At 60.7% G+C, this 11,809-nt stretch carries 12 protein-coding genes; all 12 read right to left on the minus strand.

Annotated features, from left to right (window positions below; translation table 11 throughout):
* Nucleotides 1-16: 16 nt before the first annotated feature.
* Genes N5D20_RS19315 through N5D20_RS19370 form a run of 12 tightly spaced genes read right to left on the minus strand, consistent with a single transcriptional unit; the run spans nucleotide 17 to nucleotide 11,761 of the window.
* Nucleotides 17-1,057: a type II secretion system F family protein gene (locus N5D20_RS19315; protein ID WP_279947562.1), complete on the minus strand. Its 1,041-nt coding sequence runs from the start codon at nucleotides 1,055-1,057 to the stop codon at nucleotides 17-19.
* Between the two features lie 26 nt (nucleotides 1,058-1,083).
* Complete coding sequence (locus N5D20_RS19320; RefSeq protein ID WP_279914887.1) at nucleotides 1,084-2,979, minus strand: ATPase, T2SS/T4P/T4SS family; 1,896 nt, start codon at nucleotides 2,977-2,979, stop codon at nucleotides 1,084-1,086.
* A gap of 3 nt (nucleotides 2,980-2,982) precedes the next feature.
* Complete coding sequence (locus tag N5D20_RS19325; protein ID WP_279914886.1) at nucleotides 2,983-3,783, minus strand: hypothetical protein; 801 nt, start codon at nucleotides 3,781-3,783, stop codon at nucleotides 2,983-2,985.
* 4 nt (nucleotides 3,784-3,787) lie between these two features.
* Nucleotides 3,788-4,366: a type II secretion system protein gene (locus N5D20_RS19330; protein ID WP_279914885.1), complete on the minus strand. Its 579-nt coding sequence runs from the start codon at nucleotides 4,364-4,366 to the stop codon at nucleotides 3,788-3,790.
* A gap of 18 nt (nucleotides 4,367-4,384) precedes the next feature.
* A complete protein-coding gene (locus N5D20_RS19335) occupies nucleotides 4,385-5,401 on the minus strand; it encodes a type II secretion system protein (RefSeq protein ID WP_279914884.1) in 1,017 nt (338 codons plus the stop codon).
* Nucleotide 5,402: 1 nt separating this feature from the next.
* Nucleotides 5,403-7,196, minus strand: a complete 1,794-nt coding sequence (locus N5D20_RS19340; protein ID WP_279914882.1) for a hypothetical protein — start codon at nucleotides 7,194-7,196, stop codon at nucleotides 5,403-5,405.
* Nucleotides 7,197-7,670, minus strand: a complete 474-nt coding sequence (locus N5D20_RS19345) for a TcpQ domain-containing protein (protein ID WP_279914881.1) — start codon at nucleotides 7,668-7,670, stop codon at nucleotides 7,197-7,199.
* Nucleotides 7,667-8,278: a hypothetical protein gene (locus N5D20_RS19350; RefSeq protein ID WP_279914880.1), complete on the minus strand. Its 612-nt coding sequence runs from the start codon at nucleotides 8,276-8,278 to the stop codon at nucleotides 7,667-7,669. The genes N5D20_RS19345 and N5D20_RS19350 overlap by 4 nt, the downstream gene beginning before the upstream one ends.
* 16 nt (nucleotides 8,279-8,294) lie before the next feature.
* The gene (locus tag N5D20_RS19355) at nucleotides 8,295-9,692 is read right to left on the minus strand and encodes a TrbI/VirB10 family protein (RefSeq protein ID WP_279914879.1); all 1,398 of its coding nucleotides are present in this window, start codon (nucleotides 9,690-9,692) and stop codon (nucleotides 8,295-8,297) included.
* Nucleotides 9,682-10,140, minus strand: a complete 459-nt coding sequence (locus N5D20_RS19360) for a hypothetical protein (protein WP_279914877.1) — start codon at nucleotides 10,138-10,140, stop codon at nucleotides 9,682-9,684. Before N5D20_RS19360 ends, N5D20_RS19355 begins: the two co-directional genes overlap by 11 nt.
* Nucleotides 10,137-11,054, minus strand: coding sequence for a P-type conjugative transfer protein TrbG (trbG, locus tag N5D20_RS19365; protein ID WP_279914875.1), 918 nt, complete (start codon nucleotides 11,052-11,054; stop codon nucleotides 10,137-10,139). The genes N5D20_RS19360 and trbG overlap by 4 nt, the downstream gene beginning before the upstream one ends.
* Before the next feature lie 26 nt (nucleotides 11,055-11,080).
* Nucleotides 11,081-11,761, minus strand: a complete 681-nt coding sequence (locus tag N5D20_RS19370) for a type IV secretion system protein (protein ID WP_279914873.1) — start codon at nucleotides 11,759-11,761, stop codon at nucleotides 11,081-11,083.
* Nucleotides 11,762-11,809: the final 48 nt, after the last annotated feature.

An 11,809-nucleotide genomic window follows, 5' to 3' on the forward strand; every position in this document is an offset into this window, starting at 1 on the left:
GTTCTTAAACATTAGGTCACCGGATATTCTTGAAGTTGCTAAGCATCGGCAGATAGATCATCAGCATGGTCGCTCCGACCAACGCGGCAGAGATCGCGATCGCAACGTAGTTGCTGATGGTGATGAACTGATCAAATGCTTCCTCACCATTTCGCACCAGTTCCGGTGAAACACGGTCCAGTTCTTCGTCGAGGAGACCGGTCACGTCACCCGTAGTGAATGCGTCGACTACGTAATCCGGCCAGAGCTGGCGAGGGTCATCGAGCGCCAGACGTTCGAGGTCGACAGCGTCGGCCAATGCCCGGTGTTTTACAGTCAGATCGTCTGCCAGTAGTAACACCCCGGGCCTCAGCAACTGCGGCAGAACCGCAGCAGTGGTTCGCACGCTCGTTCCTACAGGAATGCCAGCGGAGAACGACATGGCGACGTACTTTGTCCATAGCCCGAACGCCATTTCAGTCAACGCCGTGCCGACAATTGGCGCCTGCAGGACGATCCTCTGTGCCTCAAGCTGCACGGCAGGAGTCCGCACCCATGCAACCAAGGCAACGATCGACGCCAGCGTCATCACCGTGGCCGCGAGCCAGTTGTCCACCAGCCATGCCTGGGTAGCAATGCCGGCGCCGGTGAAGCCCCCAATATCGCCCACGCGTCCGCTCATGTCTTGCACGCTTCGACCGACGACGGGCACAACCGTGACGAAAAGCGCGATGAAGACCAGGACCGCCGCAATCACGATGCCGAAGGGATATTTCAGGCGTCCGGCAGACTTCAATAATCGCTGCTGCAGTTTTAGCGATTCACAATAGTGTTCCAGAACCGCTGGCAGCTTTCCTACACTTTCGCCCGCGCGGACGACGACCACGCCCTCCTCTGGCCATACCACGCCCACGATCTCGGACAGAGGCGTACCGTTCTGGATACGGCGCATTGCGCCCTCCCAAAACTGCGCGTAGGCCGGCTGCTGTTTGACCAATTTCCCGACTGCCCAGCTCAATGGTCGACCTGCAGCCAGCTGGGACCGCAACGATGACGCCGACTTGATGACGTCCTTCATCTTCATCTTCTTTTCCAACGGCGCGCTCACAGGTGCAGGACCGAGTTCATGTCAACGCGCCCAGCGCACAGCTCGCGATGTGCAGACTGGACCATTGTCAGCGTCCTGGCTTTGGCCATGGCATCGCGTGCCTGAGCCGTACCTGGCTCGCGGGCGGCAAGGATACCGGCGGCGGTTCGCACCTCCCTGGTAAAGGGCAGCACCTCACAGATGAGCGCGTAGCCCAAATACCCATCCTGGCACCGCGTGCAGCCTGAATCAGCATGCGAGGTCGCTTGGTAGAACTTTGCAGGCAGCTCGACCGATTCACCACTGAATTGCATGTACTGATTCCACCGCCGCTGATCTTCCAGCGTCACCGAATGCTCTGCTTTGCATGCCTCACACAGCGCGGGCACCAAGCGCTGGCTGATGACCAACGACATCGCCTCCGCGAGCTGGAAACGTTTCGTAGGATCCACATACTGGCTCAGCAGGTCGAAAGCCAGTACGCAGTCCTTGGCGTGGAGCGTAGCGAGCGCAAGGCAGCCGGATACCGAGGCGTTGACACAAAACTCTGCCGTTTCCGGATCACGAACTTCGCCAATCCAGAACACGTTCACATCGTGACGCTTCAGCCCCCGCATGATCGTGTTGAAGCGCTCCTGGTCCTCAATCTGAGTGCCATCTCTACGGTGCATGACCATGGGAACGTTGAACTGCGAAATGTTGCCCAGATGCCGTTCGATGGGGTCCTCCACCGATACACGCTTCTTCGTGTCACCAAAGATCGTGTGATGAAGCCCAATCATTCCGCCGATGGTCGTGGATTTTCCGCTGTTCATCGGTCCTGCAACGACGACGCCGCCGGCTGGCATGCGGATGGCGTCCTCGATCGCAGCACGGACTTCAGTCGGGAGATTCAGCTCATCCAGGTCGATCTTCTTCTCGGATCGAGAGAACAACCGGATACTCACCGATGGGCGCCCCCTGATGTCGCCGGCATGGTTCAGAGGAATGAACGATAGGCGCATGAATGCGTCGCCCTCGGTCGATCTGTAGGTGATCTGGCCATCGAGCGGTGCACGATACTGCGTGTTGTCCGGGTTTGCCCCGGACTTGTTCTGCAACACCTGGATCGCAGCGTCGGCCACTTCGGGCGGCCAGGTTCCGCCCGTTGCAGCAGGCGTCAGCGCACCCCAGCGGCGAACGAAAACGCCGTAGCTGCCGTCCAGATTGGGGACAAGCGCGATGTCCGTTGCCTTGGTGGAGATCGCGTGGTCGAGCAGGCGGATCAGCTCACGGCGCTCCGGATGATTGGTCGTGTCTTCAGTCGTTGCATGCCACGCCTGAGCCTGGTCATTGGTGTAGGTCTCGCCGTTACGATGGCGAGCCAGGAGCACGGAGATGTCATCGTTCGAACCGACCGCCAGAAGTAGTCTCTCTCCCGCGACGGCGGTGAGCGGATCGCGCTCACGCTCTGTTCGCCCCATTGTCTCGAACTTCGTCATCGCGGTATGGGTACCGAACACCAGTACCGGCCGCGAAGCCTCGATGGTCATCAACACGCAGTTCAAGCCGTCACAACGCGTGCGAATGTCCGGCTTTCCCATCTCGGGATGGACGCTGAGAACGCTAAGCTGCCGGTAGAAAACGGACCCGCTTGTCATGGAGACAATCTGCTCTCGGACCGGCTGCACCGCCGAGGGGTGTTGTTCAGCGGCGTAGCTCAACAGGTCCTTTGCTGCAGGCTTGTTGGCATGCAGCCGAGCGACTTCAACCTCAGTCAGAGTGGTCAGCTCACGCAGCGCTGCAGCATGACTGCTGCCGATCAGGACCGCCAGGTCAGCCAGTTGCCGGATTTCCTCCGGAGGGTTTGCCCATCCCCATTCGGCGATCAGCTTTTCGACCTCACGACTAACATCTTGCTTTGCAGCGGACACGTTCTACTCCTGGGCCTGCAGTGGGGTTGCGACCACGACGGGCAGTCCGTCTGCGGCCTTGAAAGGGGTTTCGGTTGAAAGAACCATCAGCGTGGGTGATTGGAACTGGTACTTCACCGGCTGTCCCCACACGTCGAACAGCGCGCCGCAATCGAGCGGTATGCCGCTCCATACATGGACTCCAGTGCATGAGCCAGCGGCGCCCTGATAGCCAGCGAGTGAGGCGAGCGCCCGATGCTGGCCACCGGAGAGGACGGCACCATCGTTCCCGGTCGACGGAAACGCCTGCTTGGCAGTCCAGTGGTCGGCGAAGAGTTGGAGGGTTCTCGCCATCTGGATACGCTGCGCCGACATTTCTTGGTTGTACCGTTCCTTCGTCTCGTTGCGGTACCACGTCCCGTCAGCGCTGCCACACCACGCTTGCGCGGATCCAACGTCGCCGGTGCCGCAGGTGTTCTCGCTTCTGTAGGTAGCGGCCCCGTCCGGACGAATTGCTGTCCAGGCGGCGGCACGTTGGAACTGCCACACCCCGTCGCTGATCGTCGCCGAGCGTTCATAGCGCTGCCAGGGATTCCTGGCAGCGCGAAGGTGCTGGAAGCCGTCCGCATCCATCAGGGTGCTTATGTCGGCAGGGGCTTCACCGTTTAGCTGGATGTACCGCTCAATGCCCTCTGCGATTTGAACCTGGTCGGCTTGCGCCATGGCATCCTCGCGTGCGGCAGTTTCCTTACGTACGCCAGCAGTCAGCGAAACGAGGCCTGCCATCAGAGCGAGAAACACTGCGGTAACCCAGGTCACCCACATGGCGTCAGTCCAGTAGAACGCTTACGGTACGGGTGCCACCCGTAGCCGCGCTATAGCGTACGACGTCGCTGGTGGTATCCGAGGCAGCCAGGGTGGTGAGCCCTTCCGTATAGGTCTGTGCCAAGGCCAGCACAGTCGCCTCCGGGACTCGCTGGAATTCAACGGTGAACTTGTTCAGCCCACCGCCAGTGATGGTCATGGGGAATGCACCCACCTGCCATGTGGATCCATTCTTGGTTACCGAGTCCCGCAGTGCCCGCACGGACGAGTCCGCATAGCAGTTCTTGTAGGTAGCCGATACGGCGGGTTCGCCAAGGAAAACGATGTCCAGAGGCGTGCGGCCAGCCGCTGGCAGAGGACTGCCGGCGATCGCGCTGGAGGTGCCACAGGTGCGGGCAATCTGCGCAATCGACTCGGTGCTGCTCTTTGCAACACGTTTGAGCAACTGCGACCGTGCAGCATCCGTGTTACCAACCATGTTGCTGATGATGATGGCCGCAATGATGCCGATCAGCACGATCACGATCATCAGTTCGACGAGGGTGAATCCGCCTTGGCGGCGCTTGATGTGGAACTTCTTCACTTGTATCTCCTTTGACTGTTACAGGGTTAGCAGGACGTTGTTGGAAAGAACCGATGGGTCTGGCGGGCTTCCCGATGAAGCGCTGGCGAGGAAACGCAATGCAGCTGCGTGCGGGGGAGCATTGGGGCTCTTGGATGCGAGCGGATCATAGTCAGCGCAGTACTCCACCCTCCCTCCCCAAGCCGTGACGCCGAACTCTTCGCGGGAAAGCCCAATCAGAGGCAGGATCTGAGCGCTGTCCAGGGCATACCACCCGTCGCGGCAACCTTGGTTTCCTGCAGGCGATTTGCCCGCGAGGCTCGATCCTGGATACCAGTTGGTGCTGTCGGTTGGTGCCGCGGCCAGCTGCTTGCCGCGGTAGTACGAAAGCAAGGCGTCACGGACACGGTCAATCCGGCGCGCAGTGGTAGCCAGCATGTCCATTTCCGCAGGCAGAGTGGAGGCAAACCGCGCGCCAACATCAGGGCTCACCTGCGTCCATGTTTTGAGGTTGGTTGTAGTCAGCGCCGGGGATGCACCAGGGCGTCCTGTAGCACCGTTGGGATTGCAGCTGCTGCCTACGAATGAGCACTCAGTCAGATAGACCAGCCCGAGGTCGTAGGTGAGCGTTACCGCTGGACCGGAACGGCCGTACAGCGGCACAGCTCGGGTCAGGCCCGCGACACGCTGATACACCCGCACGTTCCTGGCAGTGCTCCCATCGTCATTGATCGCGTTACGTGCCAGCTCAAGCCCTGCCAAGACATCGTTGAATGAGATCTCCGCCGCCGTGGTTGGCGAAGGATTCTGGACGGTCATGGTGTAGCCGCCGCCGGTATAGGGTGCCGGCAGCCGACCACCATTGTTCCTCGCCCACAAGGTCATCGCTGAGGTGATGGCCTGGTTGTCCTGAGCCGCTTTTACGCGCCACTCGTTCCGCATGGACTTCACGTAGTCCATAACGAGCGGTGCAGCGGCGAGAAATAGAATGGCAACCAACACCAGCGTAATCAGCAGTTCAATCAAGGTGAAACCGCGTAATGCTTTCTTGCGCACCTCAGCGCTCCTTTACCGAGACACGCAGTGCGAAGTAGTAGGTCTGCTGATCGCGCGATACCGACTTCTTGCCGAAGGGCCCGCTGATTGTTCCCTTCCGACCCGGCAAGCCGTCTTCGGTCAGGGCTCGGTTCTCCTTGCTCAGGCCACCAATGACGATCAGGTCGCCATCACGCAGAAGAGCCTCCCCGTTGTAGGACATCTGTGTATCCAGCGGAATCGTGGTCGGCACAGTGGTGAATGAGTTGCCAGAGCTGATCGTCTGATTGATCTGCTGCGAACCGTTCGGGAGAACATGGTTCAGATTGATCTGCGCACGGATCAACCCAGTGGCGTAGTCGAATCGCGGATTGATCGTGAGCTGCGTTCCGAACGACTTCGACTGCAGGGTGTTCTTGGTGGCGCTGACTGCACCGCTGATGCCGCCCGATGCAGTTTCCTGTGTGACCAGGTTGAAGTAGGTGGGCGTCTTGTTGCTGAACTCGGCTGGGACGCCAGAGGTAGTCGTGATCCTCGGTTCCTCGATGATGGACACCTGGCCCATCTCCGACAGCCAGGCACTGAAGATCTGCAGCGAGTCGGCCACAGAATTGACGCCAATAAGTGCGCCGCCAGTCAGCTGCGCGCCAGCCGACACCGAACCCAGCGCATCTTTGGGCATCGACACCGTTACGCCGCCCAAGGCGTTGTTCTGGATCACCGCGTTGTACCGACCGTTGGCAAACTTCGCGAACGACGTCACGTCCAGGCCTTCGGTTTCGCCGCGCTTACGCGACACCATCAGCAGCTCGCCCTTGAAGCTGATCGAGGCGTTGTACATCGCCTGGACCTTGGTCAGGTAGGTGTCCAGGTCCGACAGAAGCCACGCCGGGCCTGAGACGGTCACAGAGCCGGTCTCGGGGTTGATGGCATAGGAGCCGATCCACGACCTGGTACCCTGGCCGGCAGTCGCTCCAACGCCGGCGGCCGCCGGTGCAGCGGCGCCGCCAACGATCGGAGCTGCGACGGGGACAGCGGCGGCGGGTGCAGGTGAACTGGATTGCCCTGAAATGCTGCCCTGCCCTGCAGGCAAACGGACCTGCAGGCGGTTGTCCAGCTCTTGGGTGAGAGACTGCCAGAAGTTGTCAGCCGCGTAGATGCGAGCCCCCGTGCCCGATTCCTGCCCGCCCCCAGTTGTAGCTCCACCATAGCTGCGGCCGCCGACACCGCCACTGCTGGCGTTCGTGATATCGGTGTCGTTGGCATTCAGCGCGGTGGCGTTTGCCCCGCCACTGGCGAAGGTTGTCGAACGCGGGCCGACGTTCAGCGTCCAGGTTCGTGAACGAACGGGCCGTACGGTCACCAGCTGGCGGCTGTCGTCGACGTCGTAGTCCAGGCCCACATTGCCAAGAACCACCCGAAGGACGGTGTCCAGATCAGCGTTATCGATTCGGCCGGACCACATGTAGTTGTCGAGCGAGAGATCGCTGACCACATTGACGCCCTGGTCGTTCACCATCTTCAGAACGGTGGCAAGCGGCACTGCATTGTCCAGCCCGAGCGTGATCCGCTTTGACGCCAGCCACGTGCTGCGCTGCTGGCTGGCCGTCAACTTGATCCGGCGAACGGGAATAAATAGTTGCTCGTTGGCCTGCACAACTGCAGCCGCCGTCGCCACAGCCGGCTGCGCGAACGCTGTACGGACCTCGCGGTCGTGTACATCGATCTCCTTACGGACTTCGGTAGACATACACCCCGCGAGGGCCAAGCCCAGCAGGGCTACCATCGGGGTCTTCATTTTGGCGGGCTGGCGCATTTATCGGATCTCCGACGAACCATCGGCGACGATGGTTTGCCTGCGGGTTGACTCACTGACATGCAGGAGCTTGGGGTTGTTGGCGCGATTGAACGTCACGGCAATGCTGACGTCCGGCGGCAAGCCGTTCGCGAAACGGGTAACCGCGTCCTCGAAGGTGGCCGCTCCGAAGCTCACATCCACCTCGGATACCAGGTCAGTGGTTTCGTCGGCCTTCGGCCAGTACACCTGCCAGCCTTCCGACCGCGCCCACTCGGTCAGCACCTGACGCAAAGGGGTGTTGGCACGCACCGTCCATTGCTTCAGAACCTTCGCTGGCGGCGGCGGTGGCGGCGGCGGTGGGGTGTAGTTGCCCGCCTCCACTACCACGAACCCGTCATCGTCGGGCGTCACGCTCGGGCTTGTGGCTGCGGCCACCTGGCCTACGAAGATGGCCAGCGAGCAGGCGATGAACATATGGGATCGAGTAATCACGGCGTTGCTCCAGAAAGAGGTTCAGTGCGGATGGCATGACCAGCCGCGGTGGTCTGTTCAGTGATTGCCGTGGCGTCACGGACCTGCACAATGCGATCCGCTTTGAACACCAAAATCTGCAAGCGCGCTCCGTCGGCACCAGTCCACTGGCGGCGCGTGCCTGCCAGCGCTTTCACTGCGTCCAGGAAGTCATTGGCAACGAGCGCGGTAGTAGCACGCGGCTGTTCCTTGGTGTCCCATTTGAGCTGCCAACCTGCCGGCAGCCAGCTGCGAATCGTTGCTTCAACCGATCCGTTCGGCGCAATTGCCCATTGCTGTGAGGGACGAGGCAGCAGAGCGGCGCTGGTCAGTGGGGCGCTACCTGCAGCCGGTATGGAGGCACTGGCCCGTGCGCCAATAGCTACAGGCTTGGCAGCGCGCTGCACGATGATCGGGTTACGCAGGCAAGCGTCGAAAGCAGGATTGGGCGACAGCGAACCGTCTTCATTTCGCACGATGGGCTTCACGCTATCGAGGCAGCGAAGGGCATCGCTCTGCTGTGCTTCGGCACTCTGGCTGCAGCCGAGCAGTATTCCCAGGGTAGCGCCAGCGGTGATTAGAATTTTCATTTGACTGACCATTGGATTATCGCTGCCGGCTGTACGGCGGCAGGATGATGTCCTTGCTGACCATCACGTTGAACTTGTAGCCCGGACGGATCTCGACCGTTGCTGATCGGTCCAGGTTGCGTTTGGCGTACTCGGCACCCACCTGCCCCAGCTGCCGTCCCAGCTCGCCAGCGAGGATCTGCTGCGAGTCGTAGGTTCCGGCGGCCCCGGTGCTGCGCGGCTGTGACAGCTGCACGCCACCGGTGAATGCAGCGATCATGAACGCGCTACCAAATGTGCTGAGGTAGTGGTTGTTGGTCTTGTCCGCAAATCCCGCATACCCGGCACGATCCGAACCCGGCATCAGGCCCAGGTTCAGCGACGAACCATCCGGGTAGATCACACGGGTCCACCCGGCGAGCACGCGGTTCTGCCCAAAGCTCACGCCGGTGTCGTATGTTCCGATCAGGCGCGAACCCTGTGGAATGAGCAGAAAGCGGCCCGTCGCTGAGTCATAGACGTTCTCGCGTACTTGGCCAATGACCTGGCCCGGCAGATCCGAGTTGATGCCACTGATTAGCATGGCCGGAATCAACGATCCGGCCTTCAATTCATAGGGGGTAACAGCAGGCACACGCGTACTTTTCAGGTAGGTTTCAGCGCTCCCAGGCTGCTCCAGGAAGGCGCGCTTATCCGCCTGCGCTTGGCGGTTTGCGTCGCCGGCACCTCCCCCCATTGCCGCGGCGCCCATGCGCTGCAGATCAGCGATGCGCGCCGCCGTCTCCGCGTCCATACCACTGGTATCAACGCCTGCGAGCCCCGCCAAGGCCGCTGCAGTGGCCTGGTCCATGCCCTGGATGCCCGAACGGTCCTCCGCTTTGCCAGCACCGCTGCTGTCTCCCTGCAAAGCGGCCCGCTGGGCCTCGAACTTTGCTTCTTCAAGCTCCTTCAGCTTCTCCAAACGAGACATGCGCCACTGCGTGGCAAACTGTTCTTCCGGTGACGGTTCCGGAACAGCACTCGCCAATCCGCCAACCCCGGAACCGGAGCCATCACTCGGCAGGGAACCTACCGGGATCTCCATCGGGGTCGGTGGCCCGCCCGCCGCTGGCGAAGGATCAGCCGGGAAATCGGGTGCGATATAGCCATCAGCGGCGGTGGAAACTCCGGCGCTGACGGGTGCGGCTGCTGCCTCGTCAATCTGCGCTGGGATTGCCGGAGAGGTCTGTTCCCGCTTCGTCTCTGCCTCGCGCAGGCTCATCGTGTAGGTGATTGCGAACACCACAGCCACTACGATCACGCCAATGATGATTAGCGGCACCTTATTGATGCGCTTCAGGCCTTTGGGGGGCACTGGCGCGGGGTGAAGCTGGACGTCGGGAGAGTCATCTGGACCGCCAATTTCGTCCATAACAGCCTGGCTTTCAGTAGCCATAGTTGGCCTCCCGAACAGCAAACGGGGAGACCGCGAGCAAGCCGCCGCCCGCACTTCGCACGTACCAGCGTGAAGCGATCGTTCCATCAAGGACGATCTGGACGGAGACGCCGTCTGCCCATGCGGAAACCGCATAGCTGACATGGTGTGCGCTGGAGGGGATCACTGCTCCAGTGTCAGTCTCCATGACGGCAAAGCCGCTGCGGCGCAGTGATTCCGCCAGCACGGGTGCAACAGGATCACGCCATCGTGCAAACCGCGGAAGATGGATCGCGATGATGGTCTGTGCTGGAGGATGGATTCGGCCAATGTACGCAGCCATTTCGACCGCAATCGAAGCTGCATCCGCTTCGGACACACCCCTCGAAATGTAGGGCTTGCGCAAGATCCCGCCGCAACCGCTCAGGACTATAGCTACGCCAATAGCCAATAGGAGTCGGTGGATCATCGTGCCTTCGTCCTGGCGATGGTCACACGCCGCTGGTCACGGCCGACACCGGAAATCAGCGCCGCGCGCTCAATCACCTTGTCGATCACATAACGGTCGCCAACGGCGCGATAGTTGACCAGTTGCTCCTGCCCTCCATCCATGGCAACGAGCGCCGGCGATTCGCCGTGCTGCATGCTTTCAGGGAACTGGATGAAGGTCTTGACGCCATCGGTGTATACCCGCAACGGAAGCCACGCCGGCTTGTCCCCACTCATGCGGAAGCCAAAATCGAGTTCCCCGAACGTCTGCCCTGTGGGAAGTGTGGTCGCGACCACCTTCTTGGCCCGCGCTTCCGCGTAGACGGCCCACTCGCGGTCGACGTCTTCGGGGTAGTCGAATGCGAGCATCGGCATCCAGGTGTCGGGGGTGCTGCGCAGCTTTATGGAGTACCCGCGCCGATCAGTTGCAATGCGAATGCTCTGCTCCAGTCCGGAATCAGTGACCTTCACGACAACCTCGGTGATCTCACCCTGTGCGGAGCCAATTCGGCTCGGGGCGAACTTCCAGCGCGTTTTGTCAGCCGCATCGATCTGATTGACCGTCTCACCTGGTTCAAGACGAATTACGCAGATCTGCATGGGTGCGCACACCAGCGTCGGCAGCGTGGCTCCAAAGAGGTAGCGAACGCTTCCGTCATTCTCCCAGCGCGGCTTGTCCGGGTTATCCATCCACTTCGCAGCCAGTGCGACGGCATGCTGCTCCTTGTCGGACAGCTTGATCGGTGCGTTAGAGATCATGCTCACCTCTGGCACCACCACTCCCTCAATTGTGTGGCGTTTCAGCGCAGGAACCTCCTGTGCATACGACGGTGCCACCGACAGGATCGCGGCCAGTGTGGTTGCGATGGTCGCCTGGCCAATGCTCAGCTTCATCTGTACGTTCCTAAATGGGCTTTTCATTACAGGCGTTCGGACCAAGAGAAATTGGTGACAAACACACCAAATGAATTCTTGACCAGCTCGGCGGCGGACGTGGGCGAGCGAATTTCCACAGTTGCCGTGGCCTGCCACCGGTTCTGCTTCGTTTCTCTGCCGCTGCGCGTCCGGATAACCTCGACCCATTCGATCCGCCAGGTGTTGTCACTGAGCGGCAGAACAGACTCGACGCGAACATCCACCGTCTCTGTCGCGGCGCGGATGTATGGCTGATTCACGCGGTGGTAGTCCGACAGCTGCTGGAAGGCCGCAGATCCGGGCAGGGTCATCGCATAGGTCTTCTTGTTGACCATATCGATGGCCTTGGCGTCCACGTAGACAACCCGCGCACCAACAATCCAATCGTTCAGCGCAGCACGAATGTGCTTCTGCTCGGGCTTGGCCCCGGACTTCATCTCACTCACGCCGGTAACGCCACCGTCAGCATTGGTCTCGATCACGAATGCAACCACCCGCTGATCGTTCTTGACCATCACCAGGCCGCCAACCGCCAGCAATGCGACGCCCAGGCTCCCAAAGGCCGCATAGCGCCAATTGCGAGCCGCCGCAATGTAGGTGCCGTATCGCTCCAGCCAAGCCTGCTTACTGGAATCATACGTACTGGCCGCCGGCCTTGACTTCGGATTTCTATCGTCGCGCTTCATATAGTCTTTATCATATATGGCTGGAAACGCGCTGACCAGCCCAGTAAC

The sequence above is a fragment of the Stenotrophomonas sp. GD03877 genome, from assembly GCF_029840555.1.
GTDB lineage: Bacteria > Pseudomonadota > Gammaproteobacteria > Xanthomonadales > Xanthomonadaceae > Stenotrophomonas > Stenotrophomonas geniculata.